Annotated in this window: 23 protein-coding genes and 1 riboswitch; of the genes, 6 read left to right on the forward strand and 17 right to left on the reverse strand. The window is 44.9% G+C overall.

Features of this window, described 5'->3' with window-relative positions:
- The first annotated feature begins 134 nt into the window (after nucleotides 1–134).
- Nucleotides 135–1,241 carry a tyrosine recombinase XerS gene (gene xerS / locus ABTV53_RS16205; RefSeq protein ID WP_433744175.1) on the forward strand — a complete coding sequence of 369 codons (1,107 nt, stop codon included), beginning with the start codon at nucleotides 135–137 and terminating at the stop codon, nucleotides 1,239–1,241.
- 179 nt (nucleotides 1,242–1,420) lie between these two features.
- Here the strand turns inward: xerS and mobB are convergent, their stop codons facing one another.
- Both mobB and ABTV53_RS16215 read right to left on the reverse strand, forming a co-directional pair.
- Entirely contained in the window at nucleotides 1,421–1,981 is a 561-nt protein-coding gene (mobB, locus tag ABTV53_RS16210) for a molybdopterin-guanine dinucleotide biosynthesis protein B (protein WP_433744178.1), read from the reverse strand.
- A gap of 6 nt (nucleotides 1,982–1,987) precedes the next feature.
- Complete coding sequence (locus ABTV53_RS16215; protein ID WP_433754243.1) at nucleotides 1,988–3,277, reverse strand: molybdopterin molybdotransferase MoeA; 1,290 nt, start codon at nucleotides 3,275–3,277, stop codon at nucleotides 1,988–1,990.
- 201 nt (nucleotides 3,278–3,478) lie between these two features.
- Here ABTV53_RS16215 and ABTV53_RS16220 point away from each other — a divergent pair, with 201 nt between their 5' ends.
- The gene (locus ABTV53_RS16220; RefSeq protein WP_433744181.1) at nucleotides 3,479–3,769 is read left to right on the forward strand and encodes an HNH endonuclease; all 291 of its coding nucleotides are present in this window, start codon (nucleotides 3,479–3,481) and stop codon (nucleotides 3,767–3,769) included.
- 112 nt (nucleotides 3,770–3,881) lie between these two features.
- On the opposite strand, the gene ABTV53_RS16225 is transcribed toward ABTV53_RS16220, so the two are convergent.
- The 5 genes from ABTV53_RS16225 to ABTV53_RS16245 all read right to left on the reverse strand — a co-directional run bounded on the left by ABTV53_RS16225 (nucleotide 3,882) and on the right by ABTV53_RS16245 (nucleotide 6,781).
- Entirely contained in the window at nucleotides 3,882–4,619 is a 738-nt protein-coding gene (locus ABTV53_RS16225; protein ID WP_433744184.1) for a DUF4247 domain-containing protein, read from the reverse strand.
- A 12-nt stretch (nucleotides 4,620–4,631) separates the two neighbouring features.
- Nucleotides 4,632–5,138, reverse strand: a complete 507-nt coding sequence (locus tag ABTV53_RS16230; RefSeq protein WP_076317633.1) for a DUF4178 domain-containing protein — start codon at nucleotides 5,136–5,138, stop codon at nucleotides 4,632–4,634.
- Nucleotides 5,139–5,161: 23 nt separating this feature from the next.
- Nucleotides 5,162–5,563: a DUF350 domain-containing protein gene (locus tag ABTV53_RS16235; protein ID WP_433744188.1), complete on the reverse strand. Its 402-nt coding sequence runs from the start codon at nucleotides 5,561–5,563 to the stop codon at nucleotides 5,162–5,164.
- Between the two features lie 96 nt (nucleotides 5,564–5,659).
- Nucleotides 5,660–6,331, reverse strand: a complete 672-nt coding sequence (locus ABTV53_RS16240; RefSeq protein ID WP_076210133.1) for a PspA/IM30 family protein — start codon at nucleotides 6,329–6,331, stop codon at nucleotides 5,660–5,662.
- A gap of 108 nt (nucleotides 6,332–6,439) precedes the next feature.
- Nucleotides 6,440–6,781, reverse strand: coding sequence for a hypothetical protein (locus ABTV53_RS16245; RefSeq protein WP_433744191.1), 342 nt, complete (start codon nucleotides 6,779–6,781; stop codon nucleotides 6,440–6,442).
- 154 nt (nucleotides 6,782–6,935) lie between these two features.
- Here ABTV53_RS16245 and ABTV53_RS16250 point away from each other — a divergent pair, with 154 nt between their 5' ends.
- Complete coding sequence (locus ABTV53_RS16250) at nucleotides 6,936–7,715, forward strand: polysaccharide deacetylase family protein (RefSeq protein ID WP_433744194.1); 780 nt, start codon at nucleotides 6,936–6,938, stop codon at nucleotides 7,713–7,715.
- A 100-nt stretch (nucleotides 7,716–7,815) separates the two neighbouring features.
- Here the strand turns inward: ABTV53_RS16250 and ABTV53_RS16255 are convergent, their stop codons facing one another.
- The 3 genes from ABTV53_RS16255 to ABTV53_RS16265 form a co-directional block, all read right to left on the reverse strand.
- Nucleotides 7,816–8,490 carry a 3D domain-containing protein gene (locus ABTV53_RS16255; protein WP_433744197.1) on the reverse strand — a complete coding sequence of 225 codons (675 nt, stop codon included), beginning with the start codon at nucleotides 8,488–8,490 and terminating at the stop codon, nucleotides 7,816–7,818.
- Nucleotides 8,491–8,492: 2 nt separating this feature from the next.
- Nucleotides 8,493–8,689, reverse strand: a riboswitch (cyclic di-AMP (ydaO/yuaA leader).
- A gap of 218 nt (nucleotides 8,690–8,907) precedes the next feature.
- A complete protein-coding gene (locus tag ABTV53_RS16260; RefSeq protein WP_036613682.1) occupies nucleotides 8,908–9,630 on the reverse strand; it encodes an amino acid ABC transporter ATP-binding protein in 723 nt (240 codons plus the stop codon).
- Entirely contained in the window at nucleotides 9,617–11,080 is a 1,464-nt protein-coding gene (locus tag ABTV53_RS16265) for an ABC transporter substrate-binding protein/permease (protein ID WP_433744202.1), read from the reverse strand. The genes ABTV53_RS16260 and ABTV53_RS16265 overlap by 14 nt, the downstream gene beginning before the upstream one ends.
- A gap of 183 nt (nucleotides 11,081–11,263) precedes the next feature.
- Between ABTV53_RS16265 and ABTV53_RS16270 the strand changes: the two genes are divergently transcribed.
- Together ABTV53_RS16270 and ABTV53_RS16275 are read left to right on the forward strand one after the other, a co-directional pair.
- Nucleotides 11,264–12,439: a M20 family metallopeptidase gene (locus ABTV53_RS16270; protein WP_433744205.1), complete on the forward strand. Its 1,176-nt coding sequence runs from the start codon at nucleotides 11,264–11,266 to the stop codon at nucleotides 12,437–12,439.
- 236 nt (nucleotides 12,440–12,675) lie between these two features.
- Nucleotides 12,676–14,442 carry an alpha-glycosidase gene (locus tag ABTV53_RS16275; protein WP_433744208.1) on the forward strand — a complete coding sequence of 589 codons (1,767 nt, stop codon included), beginning with the start codon at nucleotides 12,676–12,678 and terminating at the stop codon, nucleotides 14,440–14,442.
- Between the two features lie 146 nt (nucleotides 14,443–14,588).
- Here ABTV53_RS16275 and glgA read toward each other — a convergent pair whose 3' ends face one another.
- Together glgA and glgB are read right to left on the reverse strand one after the other, a co-directional pair.
- Nucleotides 14,589–16,031, reverse strand: a complete 1,443-nt coding sequence (gene glgA, locus ABTV53_RS16280) for a glycogen synthase GlgA (RefSeq protein WP_433744211.1) — start codon at nucleotides 16,029–16,031, stop codon at nucleotides 14,589–14,591.
- Nucleotides 16,028–18,034 carry a 1,4-alpha-glucan branching protein GlgB gene (gene glgB, locus ABTV53_RS16285; RefSeq protein ID WP_433744214.1) on the reverse strand — a complete coding sequence of 669 codons (2,007 nt, stop codon included), beginning with the start codon at nucleotides 18,032–18,034 and terminating at the stop codon, nucleotides 16,028–16,030. Before glgB ends, glgA begins: the two co-directional genes overlap by 4 nt.
- Nucleotides 18,035–18,227: 193 nt before the next feature.
- Here glgB and ABTV53_RS16290 point away from each other — a divergent pair, with 193 nt between their 5' ends.
- A complete protein-coding gene (locus ABTV53_RS16290; protein WP_433744217.1) occupies nucleotides 18,228–19,454 on the forward strand; it encodes a glucose-1-phosphate adenylyltransferase in 1,227 nt (408 codons plus the stop codon).
- A 66-nt stretch (nucleotides 19,455–19,520) separates the two neighbouring features.
- Here ABTV53_RS16290 and ABTV53_RS16295 read toward each other — a convergent pair whose 3' ends face one another.
- The 5 genes from ABTV53_RS16295 to ABTV53_RS16315 form a co-directional block, all read right to left on the reverse strand.
- Complete coding sequence (locus tag ABTV53_RS16295) at nucleotides 19,521–21,017, reverse strand: ATP-binding protein (RefSeq protein WP_433744220.1); 1,497 nt, start codon at nucleotides 21,015–21,017, stop codon at nucleotides 19,521–19,523.
- Nucleotides 21,014–21,712 carry a response regulator transcription factor gene (locus tag ABTV53_RS16300; RefSeq protein ID WP_017688086.1) on the reverse strand — a complete coding sequence of 233 codons (699 nt, stop codon included), beginning with the start codon at nucleotides 21,710–21,712 and terminating at the stop codon, nucleotides 21,014–21,016. Before ABTV53_RS16300 ends, ABTV53_RS16295 begins: the two co-directional genes overlap by 4 nt.
- Nucleotides 21,705–23,024, reverse strand: a complete 1,320-nt coding sequence (locus tag ABTV53_RS16305; protein ID WP_433744223.1) for a hypothetical protein — start codon at nucleotides 23,022–23,024, stop codon at nucleotides 21,705–21,707. The genes ABTV53_RS16300 and ABTV53_RS16305 overlap by 8 nt, the downstream gene beginning before the upstream one ends.
- 22 nt (nucleotides 23,025–23,046) lie before the next feature.
- On the reverse strand, nucleotides 23,047–23,772 hold the full coding sequence (locus tag ABTV53_RS16310) for a phosphonate ABC transporter ATP-binding protein (RefSeq protein WP_091020744.1): 726 nt from the start codon (nucleotides 23,770–23,772) through the stop codon (nucleotides 23,047–23,049).
- Nucleotides 23,773–23,855: 83 nt separating this feature from the next.
- Entirely contained in the window at nucleotides 23,856–25,046 is a 1,191-nt protein-coding gene (locus tag ABTV53_RS16315) for an MFS transporter (RefSeq protein WP_433744226.1), read from the reverse strand.
- Nucleotides 25,047–25,156: the final 110 nt, after the last annotated feature.

Here is a 25,156-nt window from a genome sequence, read left to right on the forward strand (position 1 = left end):
TTTACGCGCCGAAGGGCAAGGAAGCATCCCCTACCTTACTACCTGCTTTGGTGAACAAACTGTGAGCATGTAAATTATGGTACACTAGAGCAGAGAATACGATTAAATTGAATATTAATCTTATATGTTTTCACATGGAGGTGTCGAACTTGACCAACGTGCAAAAAGAGATTGATCGACGCAAGCTGGATGACAAACTACCTTCCATGCCTTGGTTCGTTCAGCAATTCATGGACTACAAGCTGCCTGACCTGTCTCCCTCTACCCTGCTCGAATATCTGAGAGATTACGAAGCTTTCTTCGGATGGTTGCGAGCAGAAGGGCTGTCCGAGGCAAGCTCTAATAAAGAAGTAACGTTGAATGAACTGGAAGTCCTTCGCATGGATTCGGTTACCGCCTATCGTTTATTTCTCACAACCAAACGGGAAGGAACCAATTCCAGAATTACCGTCTCTCGCAAACTCTCTTCCCTTCGCTCCCTTTTTCATTACCTGAGCCAGATTGCGGAAGATGAAGACTTTTATCCTTTGCTGAAGCGGAACATTATGGCCAAAATCGAGATCAAGCGTACCCATAAACCGAAGGACACCGCTGCAAAACTCAAAGGTAAAATCCTGGAGGAAGAGGAACTGCTGGAATTTATCGGCTATATCCTTGAAGGTTACGCTGTTGATATGGAGAAGAACAAACAGGCGCTGTATTCCCATGAGCTCAACAAAGAACGGGACGCCTGTATTGCCAGCCTGATTCTCAATTCAGGTTTACGGGTGTCGGAGGTCGTGAACCTAAACGTTGATGACCTCGATCTGAACAACAAACTCCTCTATGTTTATCGCAAAGGTAACAATGATGAGACGTACAAAACACCTGTTTATTTCAGGGAACAGGCCAAGGACGAACTCGCGACTTATATGAACCTGCGGCAATCACGGTACCGGACGCCCAAGCGGGAGAAAGGTCTGTTCATTGCTTTGCGTAACGGAGATTCAGAAGGAAGCCGAATGACCAAAAGAGCAATCCAGGCCATGATCATGAAATACGCCAAGCGCTTTGGCAAACCATACTTGACCGTGCACAAATTACGCCATTCATTCGCAACCGACTATTATTTGCAAAATGATATTTACAAAACGAAAGAGCAGTTAGGACACGCTTCTACGGAAACGACCGAGATCTATGCTCACCTTACCGACAAAACGATGTCCGAAGCCATCGAACGTCGTACTGAGGACGGGATGTAACATTTTTAACAGCATAAAGCAGCAAACCACATCAAGGATTTCGATCCGAGAAAGGTCTGCTGCTTTTTTTGTTTTTTAGTTTACATAATAAAAATTACGTTATATTTAATAACAATTAATCATGCACTCTGTACATTCCATCATGTATAGCGATTATAATTTTCCACTTCTTGACGTTTCTACGATTCGACTTCACCATTCTGCCTACACTCGCTCTCAACCATCGCTAATAACGCTTTGGCTATATCCTCAGTTTCATGAAACGAGTAACATGTTATATTTCTGCTAAAAGTGCTCCGCTCTATAAACTGCTCTGAAGGTAGCCATGAGATCATCCCCAGTACCCCTTCAAGTTGATCAACCAAGGTCAGATCTTTCTCTTCTCGAACCATCACGAATTTGGGATAGGAAGCATCCTTGAATCCTTCAATGACAATCCAATCATAGCCGGACAGATAGCTCAGCATATCCTCCAGCTTGGTTGCCTGTCGCTCCATAATCGCAGTACGTTTCTCGGACATGACAACCACCGCCGAGGCCCCAGCCTCTCCAAATCGATACGAATCCGTTCCTTCTTGATCCATCTCAAAATGGTCATGTCCATCATGCTTAATTGCTGCTACTTTAAGTCCCATGGAAGAAAAGTGCCCGATCAGCGCGGCTGTCAGGGTTGTCTTGCCCGTGTTTTTGTATCCAACAATCTGTATGATATGTGGCTTTGTATCACTCATAGTAGTCATCTACCACTACCTCACATGACCTGAGGGCAGTTTGAGAATACGTACCTGCTCACCCGCAGGAATACCTTTTTTCTCAGGTGGGATAACAATCAGGCAATCACTGTCCTTAATGGTGATCATCACGCTGGATTCATCTACACGGGCAGCAGCCGGTATCGCGTACACCACGCCATTGCGGATCTCTGTGCGTCCACGTACGAACCGTGTAAAATTATTCACTTTGGTGTACTCTTCTTCCAAGATCGCAGTCCATTCTTCCATATAAGGATGAGCATCCGCCTGCATGGAACGAATGGTTGGACGAACAAACAGACCAAAACCCACAAAACAAGCCCCCGGGTTACCCGAAAGTGCAAAAAGCAATTTATCTTTATATACAGCAGCTGTGGTCACACTGCCTGGTCGCATCGTCACTTTGTTAAACAACATCTCTACATGTTCTTCCAGTACAAGTTCGCCCATAATATCATAATCCCCGACGGATACACCACCTGTGGTCACCACAATATCATTATCTTGAATGGCTTTTTCCAGTTTGGCCCTTGCCATATTCACATCGTCTGCAATAGAACCATACATTACCGGCTCTCCTCCCGCTTCAACGACCAGAGAGCGCAGCATGTAGCTGTTGCTGTTTCGAATCCGGCCCGGTTGCAGGGGCTCGTCTACATCAAGCAATTCCGTGCCGGTTGCGAATATCGCCACCTTTGGACGTTGAAATACGGGGACTTCTGCTATGCCAAACGTAGCTAACACGGACTGCTCCCCTGCCCTGATGATCGTTCCTGCTTCGAGCAGTTGCTGTCCCTCTTGGACTTCCAGTCCGATTGGGGTGATGTTAGCACCCCACAATATGTGCCGTTTCAATGCAATCCACTGTTCTCCGTCCACTACCTTGCTCTCGGTCATCTCCATCATGACTACCGCATCTGCACCTTCTGGAACCTGTGCACCGGTCATAATTCGAGCCGTCGTACCTGAAACAATGGTTTGGTCCGAGGTGTAGCCGCAAGGAATTTCATCAATTACTCGAAACCAAATTTGATGATCACTCGATGCATCTATGGTATCTGTACTTATAATCGCGAATCCATCCATACCCGACCTCCGGAAGAATGGATACGGATGAGGTGCCTGAATCGTCTCTGCAAGTGTGCGGCCATGAGCAGATTCAAGATGAACTTTCTCTATGGAGCCTACAGTAACTCTTGCAGCTATTTTCGCCTGAGCATCCGGTACCTGTACAGCTGTACGATTAAATTTGGCAGTTGTCATATCATGTGAATGTGAGTTCATTTTCAAAAGTATTCTTACCTCCTAGAGACATATCATCTTTTAAAAAAGTGTAGCCCGAATGCTGTAAGATAACAAGTACATTACTCATTGAATCCTGTGACAAAATCTTATTTCTTACAGGTGTAACGTTCGTTGACCTATATTCAACATGAAAGGCATCTTGTATGCCCATAATATAATTGACAAAGGGAGGCGATGATCATGAGTAAACGATGTGAATTATGCGGAAGAGAACCTGTGAACACAACCATTCATCATCTGACACCCAAAGAAATGGGAGGGACATTTCTGTCAACGGCCAATCTGTGCATTCCCTGTCACAAACAGATTCATTCGCTATACACCAATCGCGACATTGTAACGCTTGGACTCACGGACCTGCAATCCCTGAGACAGGATGAACGAATGATTCCATTTATCCGCTGGATTCGCAAACAGCCTGCTTCAACGATTCCCCGCGTACGCAAATCCAATCATGTTCGCAAATCGTAAACCAAAAAGAACAGTTCAAAGGTCATGTGCCGGCGAGGTGAATCCGCCTTCCCTTTTCACTGTTCTTAAATGAATTATGCGATTGACAGCCATCCTTATGATTAGATGCTTATTATCTTCGCCTCTTAATTCGGCCACCGCCCACTCTGGTTTTCGGTTTTTTGTAGGATTTCTTAGGTGAATCAAACAACCCACCACTGCTCTTGTTGCGATCAATGGTTCCCTTGCTCTGATCCTTGTTACGGTTGAATAATCCTCCGCCCGATCCTACGCTTGAATCTTTATCGCTTCCGCGCCTTGTAATCGTACCTTTCCGATCAACAGTAATCGGTGGAGCAAGCTTCTTGTCATTACTAGTTGGTGCTCGATAAGATCCTGCGCTCGGTTTATACGTATCTTTATTGGTATATCCTCGATAGTTGCCATAACCTCGCCCGCCAAAAGAATCGAACAGATTACCAATTAATGTAGCGGTGAGGTAACCTTGTAAAAAAGATGAATCGTAGTTCTGCCGAACATATTCCTTGGAGTCCACCTCAACCAAGGTATCCTCCGGCTTGTTCGGGTCTTGTTGCAAGTGATAATACTCCTCCTGATACACGAGGAACATACGCTCTGTGTTCTCTGCCGAGATCTGATCCGGTTGCCTTTGGTCAGACAATTCCAGAGCCACTTCCGGAACGGTGCGGTCCGAAGCCCGGTACACATAGGACGTTGAGTTACCACTGCCGTTAACCGACTCAAGCGGATATGTGTCCTGAACAGAAGGTGCCCCGCACGCGGACAACAGAGACATCACAAGGCTGAGGACCAGCATTAATTTTAATCCATATGCCAAGCGTTTTTTCATTGGGAACCTCTCCTAGCTCGAACGAATCACTTTGATATCCGCAGGAAGAATGGACTCACCCTCATACAGTGTAAATCTTCTGTCTTGCCACTCCACGCGAAGAAGCATATTATCATCCGACTGATACTGCCATACCAATTGTTCTCCAGCCTGACCATACGGAGTTCTGCCTGCCGTTGATACCATGCCTCCATACTCTTCCTCCAGATGATATGCGCGTCCATCGAGGTCCAGCAAGGTGGGCACCTCATCAGGTGCATCAAGCCTGCCATCAATTGGTGTATATAGGGCGTAACGTGTGAGTTCCCGTTCTTCGATATGCAAATATCGAAATGCGGTACCATCCTGCAGCGTTAGCACAACTGCATTTCGAGCGCGATTTTGTACCCGACCAACGACTTCATAAGTGACCAGAGAAACCTCACAGATATCACCAGGTGCAAGCTGAAGCATCGTTTTCTCTGCCTGCGGTGGTTCAGGTTTCGTTAGTATTCCTTTAATTCGTTTCCATACACTCATCAGAATTACTCCTGTTCCTTATCTTATAAACAAGCTGCAATAATCAGTGCGCCCACGATGTGTAAAGCGCCAGAGAACAACCCGTATCCTGTCTTCCCTTGCTGAATTCCGGTATCCAGATCGAGATTGGCCCATTTGCGAATCATAAAGTGTACAACACTCTCCAGAATCAACAAAATGATAAAGGATACAACGGAGACCAATAATGCTTCACCAAGGTGACCCGCCGTAGAAATGGACGTAGCGAGTACATACCCTTGTGCAAATAATTTCATCACCATACGTGTAGTAACGGCCATATTGCCAGCCTTAACTTCAGCAAAATCCTTATATTTCGTGAACAGTGAGTCGACATACATCAAAACAAACAGCAAAACCGCACCAGATACCGTCCAGACCAGCATCGCCAAAATATTCAAATCCATTTACACAGCCCCCACATATCAACATGAACCGCATTTAAAAGCGAAGGAGAAATGCTCTTCTCCTCCGCTGGTTAACCCTGCTGACAACCAAGGTAATTAGTTCTTATTGTCGTACTGTTTCATCAATGCTGCGAGTTCATCTTCAACAGCCTGATCTTTACCCAACTTCTCGAACTCTTCATCCAAAGACTTGCCTTTGGAAGACATTTCGTTGCTTGCTTCTGCCTGTGCTTCCATCTGCATCATTTTCTCTTCCATACGCTTCATTCCAGCACTTGCAGTATCTGAACCAAACCCATTCAACGCTTTGTTGATTTCCGTTTGCGCTTTTGCTGCATTGTAGCGGGCTACCAATGTTTCGCGTTTGTTCTTCATTTGAGTCAGTTGCTTACGCATCTCGTCGAGCTTGCCACGCAGGTTATCTGCAGAAGCCTTGTTTTGATCATAGCTGGTTTTGTATTCAGCCATCTTCTCTTCAGCAGCCTTTTTCTCTTCCAGGGCACGTCGAGCCAAATCCAGATTCTGAGCACGTGCCGCCGTATGCGCCTGCTCTTCACGTTTCTTCACAAGAGCTTCCTGCTCTTCGAACAACTGCTTGAATTTCTTCTCAATCGCGATCTGTTGAGCTACTGCTTTCTCCGCATCTTCCAGATCCTCTTGCATGTCACGGATATATTGGTCCGTCATCTTGATTGGATCTTCCGCCTTGTCAATAATGGCATTGATGTTAGACATGGTTAGATCACGCAAACGTTTGAAAATGGACATTATGTTATTCCTCCTAGTCGATTACATCGTATATAAACATACATACGTAACAATCTGCAACTCGTTTCAATTTTAGCAAATAAAATCAAAACATTCGATGGCTCTATGTCAGGAAGATCGTTTATCTTGGTTCAGATGATCCTCCATCAACCTCTCTGCAGTCTGCACGATTTCGTCGATCTGCATCCGCGTGATGGAATCAAAATGCATACCCATGATCACCGTAACGGTTACTTTCAGCTGCGATGCAGCCTTTCGGGCAAGCCGCTCACACAGCTCTTGTTCCTTATGCCCAGGTATATGTACCGTCGTCCCGCTTACGCGCTCATGTTCCACGTAGAACGTGGCTACCGCGCCAATATGCGCCTTTCCTCCGGTAACGAGAAAAACCTTATCCTCTCCTGCTTCAATCACTTGTAAACGTATGGATTTCAAATCATATGTACTCATAGACTATCCACCTATCCTTTTCTATATGTTATATATGGAGGAATTATGGCTGTCATAAGCTGAATCCGCAATGAAACTTCTCACACTGCGCATATTTCATAGAACCCCAGGGCATACCAAGGAGAACGTCATTTTAGAAAAGGAGGCCGTTATTATGCGCGTACGCCTCATTATACTGATGGTTATCGTTATTTTCCTCGGAGGATATCATGCTCCAGTTTCATCGCGGAATGTTTCAAGCCCGCCAAGTGAATCAAATTCTGTGGAAGAAGAACAACTGACATTGGGACAGTTACGTCAAAAATATGCCGATACGTTCAAAACCAATGGTCCTTCAACAAAGAAGGTTGCACTGACTTTCGATGATGTACCTGATCCACGGTTTACTCCACAGGTGCTGGATGTATTGAAGAAATACAATGTCAGAGCAACATTCTTTATCGTGGGTAGTCGTGCTGAGAAACATCCAGGTCTGGTGAAACGCATCGTTAAGGAAGGGCATATGGTTGGTAATCACAGCTACAATCATCCTGAATTCAGTAAGCTGTCGATGAATGCCTTTCGCAAACAAATTTTACATACCGGGGATATCATTCGACGTTTGGCGGGATACACGCCCAAGATGATTCGGCCTCCTTATGGAGACATTAATGAAGAACAGCTGAGATGGGCTGCGAAACAGCACTATAGCATTGTGAACTGGAACGTAGACTCCCTGGACTGGAAAGGCCTTTCTAAAGAACAGGTGAAAGATAACATCCTGTCTGCCGTAAAACCTGGCTCCATCGTTCTGCAACATGCTGGAGGTGGTGTAGGTTCAAACCTGAACGGCTCGATTGAGGCATTGCCTGAAATTATCGAGGAACTACGTAATCGGGGGTATGAACTGGTCACCTTGGACGAAATGCTGGGATTGCCAAAGGCCAAGGATTAGGATGTCCATTATAAAGAATGTTGATGATGTTAAAAGGGTGCCTGTTCAATCGCAAGTAGCGATTGACAGACACCCTGTTTGAATTAGATGTAATTTACTCTTACTTCAGAATATACAGCTCGATATCCTGAAATCCAAATGTGCTTACAGATTGTTTGCTACCCGGGATGAAGATATCAATCCGATGACCCTTGATTGCACCGCCTACATCACGCGCTGTGGCGACAAAAGCCTGTTTTGGCAATCCTGGATGGCTATGACCAGTTACCAGTACTTTGGTTCCGAGTGGAATCACGCTTGGATCGACTGCAATCGTACCCAGTTCAAGATCATTGCCGAAGTAATCCACAGCACCCCATCCTCCATTTTCGGACGGATCTGCAGAGTATGCGGTTGCTTTTACGTTCACTGCTTTACTGTAATCGAATGTTTTTCCCCAGGCTTGAACCACTTTGTTATCTGCGTTAACGTCCAAGCTTGCTGTAGTAACAGTCTTCGCTTGGGTTTTGCTCTCCGCTGCCGCAGCAGTCGCTACATTGTTTGCCTTACCGGGAATCTTAATTTTCAAACCACCATAAATGTTGTAAGGCGAAATGTCGTTATTTGCTTTAACCAACGTGTTGAGTGCTACTCCATATTGTTTTGATAAGGTGTAGAAGGTATCCCCTTCTTTGGCCACATGAACTGAATCGGCGTGAGCCGGAACGGCTTGAATGAGCATTGCTGTTGTCAATAATGCTACTGCTGTTTTGGCTATACGTTTCTTGTTAATCATGGTCTTCCTCCCTCATTGTGCCTGCGAAGTTAGTTGTCGGATTCGGATGAGGAGCCCACCCTATAGGTTTTTCATTACATTTGAAACGTTATGTACCCCTAATTCACCCCAAGCAGTGTGCTGTAGATCTTCCCCCTGCACAATCTGCATCGTTACATCCCCCGCACTCCCTATCCGGAAGTTTCGGCAGAGTCCAATATATCACAATTTTGTAACCTGAACTTGTAGTAATTCTTACCAAATGGTTTTTAGCATGTCATCATATGTATGAATACTGGTTAATTTAGAATTGTTGGACGACCGGATTCCTTTACATTTGGTAACAGAATAGTTACTTTTCAGAATACATACATGATTATTATCCATAAAAAAATAGCGTTACCGACTCGAAGTCAGTAGCGCTATTGATCACTTCATTTAGAGTACTTTGGCAAGAAAATCACGTGTACGTGAATTTTTCGGTGCTCCAAACACCTCATCAGGTGTTCCCTCTTCTACAATAACCCCGCCATCCATGAACAGGATTCGGTCTCCCACTTCACGTGCAAAACCCATCTCATGTGTCACGATGACCATGGTCATCCCGCCTTCTGCAAGACGTTTCATGACATCCAGCACTTCGCCAACCATCTCGGGGTCCAGTGCCGAAGTAGGCTCGTCAAACAGCATCACATGCGGTTGCATGGCCAATGCTCTAGCAATGGCGATCCGCTGCTTCTGTCCACCGGACAGCTGATTCGGGAATGTATCTTTTTTATCGTACAAGCCCACGGTGTTAAGCAGATCAGCAGCAATTTTCTCCGCTTCCTGAGTGGATTGTTTCTTCACTTTAATCGGAGCAATCGTAATGTTTTGCTCTACCGTTTTGTGTGGGAACAGGTTGAAGTGCTGAAACACCATGCCCATTTTCTCACGAGTTGCGTTGATGTTGTGCTTCGGATCGGTGATTGACACGCCTTCAAAATCAATCTCACCAGAGGTAGGCTGTTCCAGCAGGTTCAAACAACGCAAGAATGTACTTTTTCCCGAACCGGAAGGACCAATGACCACGACAACCTCACCTTTGCCAATCGTCACGTTAATGCCCTTAAGCACATCGTTATTACCATAAGATTTGTGTAATTGTCTAACGTCTATCACTTGCACTCAACTTCCTTTCCAGTCGTCCCAGCAGCTTGGACAAAATGAACGTCATTACAAAGTAGATGGCTGCTGCAATCAAAAATGGACTCAAGCCTTGGTACGTAATGTTTTTGACCACACTTGCCTGATACATAATGTCCACCATACCGATAACGGAGATAATGGAGGATTCTTTGATGATGGTTATGAATTCATTACCGATCGCTGGTAATACAGCTTTGAAGGCTTGCGGTAAAATAATATAACGCATTGCTGCCCCTCTACCCATTCCCAGGGAACGAGCTGCTTCCAACTGACCCCGATCCACACCTTGAATACCTGCACGGAAAATCTCTGCCAGATAAGCACCACTATTAATAGAAAGTGTAATGATACCTGCCTGAAGTGCAGTAAAGTTAATGCCAAAGCTTAGGGAAAAACCATAGTAAATGATCATTAATTGTACCAGCATTGGTGTACCACGGATCACTTCAACGTAAGCTGTACCGATCCACCGCAAGATTGCAGCGTCATGCAAACGGAACAAACAGATGATCAATCCAATAATTACCCCGAAGATAACCCCAAGTGCAGACAACAGAAGTGTGTAGCCTATACCTGTAGCATAGAAACTTTTGTACTGCCAGAATACTTGGAAAATATTTTGTGATTTGTTTGCTTTGTCCGCCATCAAGAGGCTGGCGTCCGTCACCATCTGATTGATTTTATCTTCGCTTTTCAATCGCTCCAGTGTTCCATTTACGGCTGCTAGCAGCTCGGTATTGCCTTTACGAATCCCGATTGCCGCTTCTGCTTGCTCTTCGTCCGGAACAGCAGCAGCAAGTCCAATGATATCGTCCAGATAACCTGCAGCCACGGTATCTTCTACGATTGCCGCGTCAATACGTTTGGTTTGCAGTTGAAGCACGATATCCGAGATTTTATCAAGCGCAGTAAGCTTCGCTCCTGGAATACTCTGTCCGATCGTTTCCTGAATGGAACCTTTCTGAACGCCAATCTTCGCATTTTCAAGTTCGGTCATGGTTGGATATTTGTCTTTATCCACATTGCGAACCATAATGACTTGTTTTGATTTATAATAGGTGTCGGAAAAATCGATACTTTTCTTCCGCTCATCCGTCGGCGTCATGCCTGAAACGACCAGATCAACACGCCCGCTTTGCAATGCAGGCAATAGGCCGTCGAAGCCCATATCCTCAATCACAAGCTCAGCGCCCAGATCTTTGGCGATCTCTTTGGCGATCTCAATATCGAAACCGACGATTTCATCTTTGCCATTAATCACTTTATGGAATTCATAGGGTGCAAAATCGGCACTTGTACCGAGCACCAGCTTTTTACTGCTTGAATTATCTGTAGTCCCACTTGCAAGTGCCACAGGAACGGCAGTCGTCAGCAGAATAACAAAGGTCAACAGCATCATGGTGTAACGACTTATCAATTTCAACCTTTTTCTCTCCCCTTACAATACGTTGTATGCTTCTCATGTTGATGACTGAGTCATTATAAAGTACAATGCATGATTATGCAATGCATTTTATCATTACAAATCTTGACTTGTTTCTGAAAAAATACAGCAAACATGATATAATCAATGAATTATTTTCATTTTTGCATAAGGAGTTTACTAATGACAGCTAACAAATCACATATTCTGACGGTTATTGATCAATATGCTTCCCGTTTTAAAGCCATTTCATCATATATCGGTGCCAACCCCGAACTGGGAAATGAAGAGTATCTCGCTTCTGCCCGTTTAAAAGAAGAACTGGTCTTCCACGGTTTCACTGTAGAGGCTCCCATCCTTGGACTGGAGACAGCTTTTATCGGAACTTATACCGCTGCCAAACCCGGTCCTACCGTTGCATTATTGTGCGAATATGATGCCTTGCCGGAGATTGGTCACGCTTGTGGTCACCATCTGATCTGCATGATGAGTCTTGGAGCTGCTGTTGGGCTGAAATCCATACTGGATGAAGTAGGTGGAACGATCAAAGTGTTTGGTACGCCTGCAGAAGAGACACGTGGTGCCAAAGTTCCAATGGCGGAAGCAGGCTTGTTTGATGACTGTGATGTTGCTCTTATGGCGCATCCATATTATGCCTACGAAAAGTCAGGCAGCTCGCTGGCTATTGATGCTGTGCAATTTGAATTCCATGGCCGATCTTCACATGCTGCTGCAAGTCCGCACGAAGGCATTAATGCTCTTGATGCCGTTATTCAAACGTTCAACGGAATCAATGCATTCCGTCAACAAGTGAAAAGCACCGTTCGGATTCATGGTGTGATCAACAACGGAGGTCAGGCAGCAAATATCATTCCTGACTACGCTTCTGCACAATTTTATGTACGGGCAGCAACTCGCAAAGAACTCAATATCCTCACAGAACGTGTGATTCAGATCGCTGAAGGTTCTGCTCTCCAGACAGGTTGTAAGCTGGTGACATCCAACTATGAAACGTCCTATGATGAGATGGTTACCAATGAAGCATTCTCGGCTGCGTTTAGTCAAAATCTGATGGAACTGGGCATCCCGCAAGAAGAGATTGTGAGTGGTAACGATCATGGCTCCATGGACATCGGTAACGTTTCCCTGAAATGTCCAGCGATCCACCCTTACATTCGTGTTGTGGATGAGGTTCATACCCTTCACTCCATAGCTTTCCGTGACCTTGCACTTCAGGAGCGCGCGCTGGACGGCATGATTCTGGGAGCAAAAGCACTTGCTACAACAGCCTATGACGTCCTGAGTCAGCCAGGGCTGCTTCAAACCATCCGAACGGAATTTGAGCAAGCTATTCGCTAAGATTCACTTTCAACATGTTATATAGGGGTACCCTAAACAGACTTGAATTTCATGCTGTTCTGGGTACCTTTTTCTTAATTAACTGTACGTATAATCAGCAAGAAGCTGGAGATGCTGTGAAAGAAACCTTTGAAAACGATGAAAATAATTCATTTTATTACAGTAAATGTGATTCATTTGCTGGCTAACTTGGTTAAATATAACTATAACTTATCCTATATTCAGGAGGTGCTGTCATGCTACTCGAAGCCATGTATCATGTTCCTCGTGACAAGTGGGCTTATGCCTATAATTCATCTACCATACATCTGCGCGTACGAACCAAACGTAATGATGTGCAATATGTGACTGCACTGACCGGAGATAAGTACAATTGGAACGGTACCTACAAGGAAATTCAACTCGAGAAGGCTGCTTCGGATAACATGTTTGATTACTGGGAGGCTGCCGTCAAGCCACAGTTCAAACGTCTTACCTATATATTTCGGATAACTGCCGGTTCGGAAGATGTTTTTCTTGCAGATAACGGAATACATTATGAGAACCCCTATCCAACAGGAGGATATTATGAGTTCTCGTATATACATGAAATCGATGTCTTTAAGGTACCAGAGTGGGCCAAAGAAGCCGTCTTTTATCAGATCATGACGGAACGGTTTGCTAATGGAGATCCCCAGCTGAATCCAGTAGAAACCCATGAATGGGGTGGCAAACCGGAGTTGGACAATTATTTTGGCGGAGATCTGCAAGGTGTGCTGGATCATTTGCATGACTTGACTGAACTTGGCGTGAACGCCATCTACTTTACCCCGTTATTCCAGGCCAATTCCTACCACAAATACGACACCATTGACTATAAAAAAGTCGACCCTCATTTCGGTACTAATGCCCTGCTCAAACAATTGACAGAAGAATGCCATCGCCTGGGTATACGTGTCATGCTTGACGCGGTGTTTAACCACTGCAGCGAAGACTTCCCTCCTTTTCAAGACGTGCTCCAGAATGGAAAAAACTCCAAGTATGCCGATTGGTTCCACATCAATGAATATCCGGTTCAGATCAAGGACGGTATTCCTACGTACGATACATTTGGTTTCTATGGCAACATGCCCAAGTTTAATACAGCGAACCCTGAGGTTAAAGCATATCTGCTCGATGTAGCAGAGTACTGGATTAAGGAAATCAAGCTGGATGGCTGGCGTCTGGATGTAGCCAATGAAGTGGACAACCATTTCTGGCGTGATTTTCGCAAGGTTGTTAAGGCAGCGAATCCGGAAGCCTATATTGTTGGTGAAGTATGGAGTGACTCCCTGACCTGGCTTATGGGAGATCAATTCGATTCCGTCATGAATTATCCATTTGCCGACAAAGTGCTTCAGTTCTTCTGTGGTTCAATGGATGGTTATAACTTTGCCAACGAGATGGGTTCACTGATTATGCGCTATCCGCAACAAACCAACGAAGTGATATTTAATATGCTGTGCAGCCATGATACCCCACGACTGCTCACCCGGTTAGGAGAAGACAAACGCCGATTAAAATTGTCTGTTGTATTTCTTTTCACCTATATCGGTACACCCTGTATTTTCTACGGCGATGAGGTGGGAATTAGTGGTGATGCTGACCCGGATTGTCGAAAATGTATGGAATGGGACCCCGCCAAGCAAGACAGAGAACTGTATGATTTCTATCGTCTGATGATCGATTTACGCAAAAGCAATGAAGCCCTGCGCAAAGGACGCTTCCGGTTCCTTAAGGCGGATCACAATGACCCCTGCATTGTATACGAGCGTGTGGATGACAACCTCCACTTTACTGTATGGATGAACAATACACCTCAAGATCGAACACTTTCTCATCCCATGGAAACGAAAGACTGGAAGGATGCATTAACGGAAGAGCCAGTGTTTCCAACCGATGGAATGATGAATATTAAACTTGACCCCTATGGGTACCGAATTTTGTATAGACAGCTTGATCAGACAAGGATCCAACACTACTGAAGTTTATATTCAAACAGTCATTTAAAAAAAGAGAAAACACTTCCACCGTCTCAGATGATGACTTTCATTCTGAACTTTGGAAGTGTTTTGGTTTATTTGATTAAAAAAGCCACAGCATGATATGCTGCGACTTATTCAGGATTGCATCAGTTTACAGGCTCAACTGTGATCCGGCGATAAATATCCATATATTCCTCAGCAGAGACGTTCCAGCTGTATTCCCCGCTCATTGCATTTTTCACAATTTTCTTCCAATGTTCTGGCTGTTTGTAGATCTCCTCAGCACGCCGAATGGTATTCATCATGTCATGTGCATTAAAGCTTGTGAATGAGAAACCATTCCCTTCTCCAGTAAACTCATTGTATGCCTGCACAGTGTCGTTCAGACCGCCTGTTTCCCTTACGAGAGGCACACTACCGTAACGCAGAGCCAGAAGCTGACTAATACCACATGGCTCGAATCTCGATGGCATCAGGAAGATATCACTCCCTGCATAGAAGCGGCGGGATAAACCGTCGTTAAACGTGATCTGTGCAGACATTTTGAGCGGATAACGATTCGCCGCTTCCCGGAACCAGTGTTCATATGCCTGCTCTCCTGTTCCCAGTACTGCGAATTGAATGTCATCATAGTACAGCAATTCATCCAGGATACGGCATACCAGATCAAGCCCCTTTGAGTCCACGAGCCTTGTCACCATCACCATGAGAGGTACATCGGGACGAACTGGAAGTCCAAGTTCCTTTTGCAGCTCAATTTTGTTCTCCGTTTTTTTGGCCAGACTTGTTCTGTATTTCACTGGAATTTTGGTGTCCGTTGCGGGGTTGTAGCTCTTGGTATCAATCCCGTTCACAATCCCGCTGAAACGATCTCCAAGTGAGCTTAGCAGTCCGTCCAATCCGTATCCATAATAAGAGGTTTGCACCTCCTGGGCATATGTTGGGCTTACAGTTGTCACATGGTCAGCATACACAATTCCTGCTTTCAGAAAATTGACATTACCATAATATTCGGCCCCATCTACGGTGAAATATCGATCGTCCAACTCAAGGATTTCACTGAATAACTCATGCGGGAATACCCCTTGGTACAACAAGTTATGTATGGTGAATACCGTACGAATATCACTGTAGAATGAATCATGTCTGTAATGGGCTTCAAGTACCAAAGGAATCATCCCCGCATGCCAGTCATGACTGTGCAACACGTCAGGCTTGAACTCAATCTGTGGTAACACTTCGAGCACTGCACGGTTGAAGAAGGCGAAACGCTCGCCATCATCCATATAACCGTACACTCCATCACGCCCAAAATAATACTCATTATCCACAAAATATATTGGTATTCCATCATGAACCAGCATTTCAATTCCACAATAGGGTCTGCGCCAGCCAAGAGGCACATCCGTTGTAATTACGGGCTGTAACGTGTCTTTAAACTCATCGGGAATCCCTTTGTACTTCGGCATAATCACCCGCACATCTGCCCCGCTCTTTTTCAATGCAAACGGCAGAGCACCGATTACGTCAGCAAGGCCTCCTGTTTTGATAAATGGATGTACTTCAGCAGCAGCAAAAAGAATATTCATGCCTTTGTCCTCCTCTTCGGTTTGAGCGTGTTGCTTTCATTTTTATTTTTTGTTTTTGAACTGACGGAAGTAATACTCGCAGGCGATTCATCCGTTTTCCGGCGCGTGTTCTTTTTTAGAATCACGATGCTCAGCGGAGGCAGTACTAATTCGAGACTATGCGGATGCCCATGAAAAGGAATCTTTTCGGTAGGCAGTTGCATATCATTAGTAATGCCTGAACCGCCATAAACGGAATGGTCACTGTTCAGTACTTCGGTATACATACCGGGACGCATGACACCAATCCGGTAACGCTCCCGCTTGACCGGCTGGAAGTTAATGAGCACAAGGAGTGTATCCGCAGGTTTTTTTCCTTTGCGTACGTATGAAATGACACTCTGGTCCTGATCATCCGGAGTGATCCATTCATAACCGTCCAAGGAATGATCAAGCTCCCACAAAGCTTTTTCGCTCAAGTACAGGTTAGACAGCTCACGCTCAAACTTATGCAAATTGCGGTGACTGTCATAATCCAGCAAGAACCAGTCCAGTTGATCCTCATCTTTCCATTCGATGAACTGGCCAAATTCTCCACCCATAAACAACAGCTTTTTCCCTGGGAAAGTCATAAAATAGCCCAGAAAAGCACGCATGCCAGCAAATTTCTGTTCATAGGTCCCTGGCATCTTGTCGAGGAGCGACTTTTTGCCATGAACAACCTCGTCATGAGACAGAGGTAGCACATAATTTTCAGCAAAGGAGTATACGACCGGGAAAGTCAGCAAATGATGTTTGGAAGGACGTTCGTGAAAATCAGATTCCATGTAATCAAGCGTATCATTCATCCAGCCCATGTTCCATTTGTAATTAAAGCCCAGACCACCTTCATGTACTGGTAAAGTCACCATTGGCCATGCACTTGATTCTTCAGCCATCATCAATGCATAAGGGAAATACTTGAACACCGTCTCATTGAGCTGCTGCAAGAAAGATACAGCTTCCTTGTTTTCAAGACCACCTTCATCATTGGTACGATATTGTCCTGGCTGCTTCTCAAAATCAAGCCGAAGCATACTCGTAACCGCATCAACACGGAGTCCGTCAAAATGATACATCTCCATCCAATATAATGCATTGGAGATTAGAAATGAACGAATTTCAGGTTTCGAGTAGTCAAAGCTGAGTGTACCCCAACCTGGCTTCTCTGCTAACATCGGATCTGCATACTCATACAAAGGCGTACCATCAAACATACGCAGGCCATGAGCGTCTTTGGCAAAATGTGCAGGAACCCAATCCAGCAATACGCCAATCCCAGCCTGATGTAATGTATCCACCAGGTACATCAGATCTTTTGGATGCCCATAACGACTGGTTGGCGCATAAAACCCTGTGTTTTGGTAGCCCCACGAAAGGTCATATGGGTGCTCACTGAGGGGCATCATTTCAACATGTGTATATTTCATTTCTAATAAGTAAGGAACAAGCAAATCAGCCATCTCGCGATAACTATAGAGACTTCCATCTTCTTTGCGCCTCCAGGTTCCCATGTGCATTTCGTAAATATGTAGAGGTTTGTTATATATGGCACGTTGTTTGCGTCTCCAGGCTCCATCATTCCATTTGTACCCTTCGATTGAACTGGTGACAGAGGCTGTCTGAGGTCGAACCTCTGCTTGAAACGCATATGGGTCCGCTTTGAGCAATTCTGTGCCATCTTCCGTTAATATACGAAACTTGTATAAAGTTCCTTCGCTGATTTCCGGAAAAAAACGACTCCAAAATCCTGATTCGGGTATCTTATATAAAGGTTCCTTTTCGCCTTTCCATTCATTGCGGTCCAGAGCCAGTCCTACTTCTGCGGCATTTGGTGCCCATACGGTAAAGCGATACCCCTGACGGCCATCGCAAGTCTCAGGCTGCGCGCCCAACATTCGATAACTGTGATGAAGGTTACCTTCATGAAATAAATAAATATGCTCTGGCAATATATCCGAGTGTGCTAACGGTTGAATGGCCAAGAGATCACCTTCTTTTCAAGAAAATAGATATAACAGTTACCATTACCCCATTCTAGCCAAGTTGAAAAGAAAAATGCGGTGGTTTAGAAAATGTTGTCTTTTTTCTGAATTTTTACAGTAACAATCGTTTCACTTGCTCTACTTTGCGTTAATGATGTACTACAATGCACAATATTTTGGGAGGGAAACGATTATGTTTAATAAAGATTGCATCGCTATGCTGTTGGCGGGAGGAGAAGGGAAGCGACTAGCCCCTTTAACCTCAAGTATCGCAAAACCCGCTGTACCGTTTGGTGGGCACTACCGGATCATCGATTTTCCTCTCAGTAACTGCGTAAACTCAGGGATCGATACTGTAGGAGTATTGACGCAGTACCAAGCGGAATCGTTACACGATCACATTGGTGAAGGAGAACCATGGGGACATGGCGACTCAAGTGAGGCAGGAATTTCCTTGCTTCCATCTTATCATACAGGAAATGACGAATACTTGGGAACGGCGGATGCTATTTATAAAAATATCGACTATATTGATCAACAAAACCCCGAAAATGTTCTAATTTTGTCGGGTGACCATATTTATCATATGAATTATCGTGATATGTTGGAGGCTCATCAGGCCAATAATGCCGCAGCAACGATTTCGGTTATGGAAGTTCCATGGGATGAAGCGCATCGCTTTGGGATTATGGCTGCCGATGCTGATCTGCGTGTAACCGAGTTTGCCGAGAAACCGGCTGAACCGAAAAGTAATCTGGCTTCAATGGGCATCTACATGTTCAAATGGGATTATCTGAAACGCCATCTCTTGGAAGATGCGGCTAACCCTGAATCCAGCCATGACTTCGGTAAAGATGTTATTCCACAAATGTTGAATGAAAACAATCCCCTCTTTGTCTATAACTTTAATGGTTATTGGAAAGATGTAGGTACAGTTAAAAGCCTTTGGGATGCTCATATGGATCTGTTGCATAATGATGAAGACTGGAGTCTGCAAAAAGAGAACTGGCCGATGTTTACCCGCGAATGGCGCTCTAAGCCAAGTGCTTATAAGGTTAGACAAGCGAAGATTGAGCATGTAGCTTCCATGATTCACGACTCTTGTGCCATCGAAGGTCACGCAGAGCGTTCTGTAATCTTCTGCGGTGCTGAAGTAGGTAAGGGTTCAGAGGTAAAAGACAGTGTCGTAATGCCTAATGCACGTATAGGCCGTGGAGTTCACATCGAACGCGCCATCATCGGTGAAGGTGCAATAATCAAGGATGGTGCAATCGTCAAAGGTACGGCGGATGAAATTGTGGTCGTTGGACCTAACGAGATTATCTCTGCCAAACCGGCTGTTCGTACGCAACCTGTTCGTATGTTGAAAGAAGTATATGAGAAGAGTGGGCGCCTGCGCACTGGTGAACTTTCTTCATAATGAAACAGACATTATACAAAAAGGCGAGCCTCGGATGGCTCGCCTTTTTTTGTGTTGATATGGATATTATTTTTCTCGATCCAATTTCACATCAGTTGCTGCTCGTTCTTCAGGGACTGCAGTATCACCAGATTGTGTTACAGATTCTTCTGGAACCATCTCTTCAGACAAGGCCGGTAATATAACCGTAACGGTTGTACCAGATCCAAGTTCACTCTGCATCGTGATTGTTCCCTCATGCAGTTCTACCAGTTCTTGCGTAATCGCAAGACCTAATCCCGTTCCCCCATTTTGATGATTAACCTGGAAGAAGCGGTCCCGTACTTTGATTAGGTGTTCTTCACTAATTCCGATACCAGTGTCCTGAACAGCTGCAATGATCTGACCATTCTCCTCTTTGACGGACAAGAAGATCCAGGAATTCTCATGTGAAAATTTGATCGCATTATCCACAACGTTTAAGAAGACTTGTTTCAGTCTGTTGCCGTCTCCATGGACATTATAAGCACGAGTCTCGTCTGTTTCCAACTTCAGATGAACTTGTTTTTGTTCTGCTTTGGCCCAGACATTCAACATCGTTTCCTGCACAATTTCACGAATGTTGACCGTTCCTTTAACCAGCTTCATCTGATTCTGCTGCAATTTTGAGAAATCCAGCATCTCTTCAACAAGTCCAATCAGTCGTTCGGTTTCCTTGGAAATGATGCCCATACCGATACGGGTCTCTTCCGGATCATAACCGCCTGAGTCGAGTGTCTCGCTCCAGCCCTTAATGCTGGTCAGAGGTGTTCTTAATTCATGTGAGATTGAAGAGATAAAATCATCCTTGATCTGATTACTGCGCACGATTTCATGTGCCATGAAGTTAAGCGTCGATGCCAATTCGCCCAGTTCGTGCTTATAATTCCCCTTTACCCTGACATCCAGCCGTCCTCTGGCCATTTGGGCAGATACTGCGGTGATGTTGTTAATTGGACGTACAATGGAATTTGCCATACCAATACTGATGATCAGAACAATCGCAAGCACGGCAACACCGACCGCAGCGGCAAGTAGTCCCATATTCAACAGCTTTGAATTAACATCTTCGAGTGATGTCAGATATCGAATAACATAAGTATTTTCGCCGCCCAGATCAAACTTGTGTGAAACGGCCATGACAGATTCTCCAGTACCTGGTTGTCTTCCAATCCAGCGTCCCATATCCCCGTTCAAAGCCTGCATAATATCACTGGTTTGCAGCACAGCACGGTCAGATTCAAAAGCAGTTGAACTCGCCAATACGCGCCCGTTCAGATCCAAAATTTCCAATTCTGTATTGGACAATGCCAAATTCACAATCAATCTAGACAGATTATTGCCGTCTTCCGTGTTATTTTCACGGGCAATCGGCTCGAAAAAGTCCTTTGAATTGGAAATGTGCGTACTAATCGTATTGTAGATACTTTCATAATAATACCTTTGTACTGCCAACATGAATACGAATTCGACCAACAGCAGAGCAAGAAAAACTACAAAGAAATAATGTAGTACGATCTGCCGTGTAATGCCTTTTTTAATCATTGCTCCCGGCCCTTCCATTTGTACCCGTGACCCCATACAGTCTGCAGGTATTCGGGCTCGGAAGGATTGTTCTCAATTTTTTGACGCAGACGACGAATGTTAACATCCACAATTTTGGGATCACCCATGTACTCTTTTCCCCATACATGATCTAATAAGACGTCGCGGCTGAGCGGTGTATTTTCTTTTTCCAGGAAAAACTGAATCAAGGAAAACTCCGTTGGAGTCAACTCAATGGCTTCATTCTGTTTCTTGAATTGCTTCGAGATCAGGTCCAGTGAAAATGGCCCAGACTGGAACGTAACCTTCGCCGCAGTTTCCCGATGCACGTTCACACGGCGTAATAAAGACTGAATACGCGCAATCAACTCTGTTGGGCTGAAAGGCTTGCTAACGTGATCGTCTGCACCAACGGAGAGTGCGTACACTTTATCCTGTTCCTGCACTTTCGCGGTCAAAAAGATGATGCCCAGACGTTCATTGGTTTCACGGATCCGTCGACACACCTCGAATCCATCAATACCTGGTACCATGACATCCAGCAGAGCCAGATCAATATCCGGTACTGTCTGCAGTATGCGAAGCGCTTCATGACCGTCACCCGCTTCAAGCACTTCGAATCCGTTTCTCTTTAAATTAATCACTATAAAACTGCGGATGGATTCTTCATCCTCAAGAATAAGTACTTTACTCATTAAGTTCTCCCTTTCTATTCAGCTGTGAAGTATTGCTCAATGCATCTTTACCCGCCTCTGATTGTGCTACTCTTGAAGCAATAACCCGATCTTTGGTACGTGTAATTTCCTTCCAGCTTTTACCCTTCTCCTGTTCCCACTTGGGAAGGGTGAAGTATTTGATCTCTGCCACGGTTTCGTCCGTATCAATCATTTTAAATCGAATATATTTGTCCTTCTCCGATTTGGTATCAATAGTAATCTTACCGTACCACTCTGGTTTCAGATTTAGATGAAATAAATCAGCATCATCCCGGAATTGGAACGAGACAAATTTCTTGCCTTCTTTGCCATCCCATTGGTAGTAGGTATAGAACCACAACCTGGAGTCAAAAACGTAATGCTCCCAACCTTTTGGAGTCTCTTTAAGTCCAAACTCAATAATACCATCATTATCAACATCACCGCTTAAAATTTTGTCATCTCTATACGTTTGATCCGGTGATTTAAAAGCATTCACTAACTTGTTATCCTTAACATACATAATTTGCGAGAAGGAGCTTCGATCATCCAACTCTGCATCCAATACAATACCCGTCTGTCCTTTGGCGATCTCTCCGCCCAGAGCATTATAAACTTCTTTAACGGTATAATCGGTCTGCACCCGATCAACTTCCTTGAAGCTGCCATCTTCGTACTGGTACAACGCAATCGTTGCAAAACCGTTGTTGTTCAGCGAAATGATAACAAAATCACTTTTACCATCTCCGCTCAAATCCAGTGTGTTCCCCTGCGCATCATCAATGATATATTGATTATACGGAACTCCACCCAAGACCTGCTCCAGTGCTCCGCCCTTGTAGGAATATGCAGTCAGGGCCTTCTGCTCCTGCAGACTTACACCAAGAATAATATCCGGATTTCCGTCATTCGTAATATCCAATACTTTAAAGGATTGCAACTCACTTCCCGGCACATCAAATGTAAGCTTTTTAACCCATGTGCCTCCCTGCTCTTCCAAAATCATGCCATGGATTCGCACATTCTCATTTGGCGTCTCATAAAAAACAATCGCTTCCCGAGTTCCATCCCCGTTCAGGTCTTCCACTCGAATCATACTGGTATTATTCATATCCTTGGGACGAATCAACGTGCTCTCTGGCGGCAGTTTAACCTGAACCACGTTATACAGTTTCTCCTTATCGGTGGACATCATTGGTTTTCTCATCAAACCCTTGGGGTCACTTATGACTGTGCATCCGCTTAGAACAGAACCAAGCATAATTGCCATTGTTCCTGCTGCAATGAAGCGTCCCCACCGTGAATTAAACAATCTCATCACTCTTTTCAATAGTTTAAATCTGGTTTTTTTCTTGCTGTGTCAGTCTTCGTCCACGAATATCAAAAGCGATCTTGCCGTCTGCCAGTCCCCAGATCCGTGTGGCATGTTTCTCAGCAAGTTCAATAGGCAATACTGCAATGACTGTTGCACGTTCTTCTTCACATAATTTGCGCAGCGTTTCCAGCACCGAATCTGCTGTGTGCGGGTCAAGACCAATCACAGGTTCGTCGGCCAAAACCACTTTGGCACCATGAGCAAGTGCTCTTGCAATGGCAACCCGTTGCTTCTCTCCACCACTGAGCTTCTCTGCGATTTGATGTGCTTTATCGAGTAATCCCAATCCTTCGAGATAATCCATAGCACCCATATAGTCATCGGAACGTACCATACCGGTTACCATTCTCCATACGGGAGTCTGACCCGATCGTCCGATTAATACATTTTTAAGAGCTGTACGTCTAGGAAATAATTCTGGATTCTGTTCCAAGTATGCCCATTCCCGTTTGATTTTCCGTTTTCCGGACCAGCCTTCTTTCAGAATCTCGGCACCATCCACCGTAAAACGCCCGGAATCCCATTTTTCCATCATGGCTAAACATTTAAGCAACATGCTTTTTCCGCTACCGCTTGAGCCAACTACAGCTATCATTTCACCCTGTTGCATATCAAATCGAATATCCCGCAGAACGGGAACGCGGTCCACGCCAACGGATTTACTCAAATTCTCTACTCTGATCATCGCGATGTCTCCTCTTGTCCATGTTTTTCCCTACCACTAGTGTACTCGGAAATGGACATCAATTTCCATGCGAACACCAGCTTCTATTTTAACACAGATTCGAATTCAGGTTTACGACGAAATAATATACCCGCCAAGCCAAAAAGAAGGTACAGGATTCCGAGCAAGGTGAACATGCTTCCGGGTGAAATCCAGTTGATTATCTGACCACCCAGGTTTGGTCCAATAATACTTCCAATCGTGAAATGAAAAGATGCCACAACGTTGGCTGCAGGCAGCAACACTTTAGGCAAAATATCTGCGGCATAGGCCAAGCCCAGTGAGAAAAAGGATCCCACCAAGCCACCTGCGATTGTTAACAATACAAGCGTCCACCAGAAATGCATACCTGCGACTGGAACCAGCATGAAGATGATTCCCCCGCTGATCCCCGCAAACATCAATACCTTCTTACGCCCATATCGGTCACTCAACATTCCGAGAGGCAATTGAAGGAACAAACCTCCAATCCCGATAAAAGGAAGCAACGACGAAATCTGATTGGTATCGAATCCAATCCGAAGGCCGTACACGGGGAAGTTACTATTCATGCCTGCTTCCATATATCCGTATAAAAGTGCTGGTAACAGTGCATACCAGGCCCATGCCAGGCTGCGACGGAAGCGACGTTCCGGCAGTTGGCCATGCTCTGCTTTTTCCGGTTTTGTATCCGGAAGCTTCATTAACACCAGTACAAGTACTGCGGCAATACATATGAACAAGACCCAGAAAGGGACTGCATCACCGAATCCAAGCAGCTTAATTCCCAATGGACCAATACTGAATCCGAGTCCATAGGACATGCCATATAATGATATGTAGCGTCCACGCTTTTCAGGTGCAGTAACAAGCAGCACCCAGAGCTGGGCCGCATAATGTAGTGCGCTGTCTCCTATTCCAACGATCAAACGCAAAATGAACCATATTTTAATATCCGGTAAATAAGGAAACAGGATCAATGGAACCATGACCAATAACAGGCCGCCTACAATCAGCTTTTTGAACCCGAATGCACCCAGTAGTCGCTCCGCAACAAGCGTCATGGCAAATGAACCAATATACAACGCCGCGGCGTTTAATCCGTTTAAACCTGGTGAAACCCCTTTTTGCTCCAAAAAAATCGAAAGCACAGGCAGCAAAAGCCCCTGACTTATTCCCGCCACCACAATAACCGTAATCAAAATGAGATAGTTGGCTGTCGAGTGCGATAGTTTGGGACGAGTAATATATGACACGAATTCATTCCTCCTGCGAGCACACAAAGAAAAATCGCCATCGCTGACGACTTTTGTATGTTATAGATATGGTTTTAAACTGCTAATCAAAGATCGGGGCTTCGCCCCGG

Origin of the sequence: Paenibacillus amylolyticus (assembly GCF_050990605.1) — a bacterium.
Lineage (GTDB): Bacteria > Bacillota > Bacilli > Paenibacillales > Paenibacillaceae > Paenibacillus > Paenibacillus amylolyticus_H.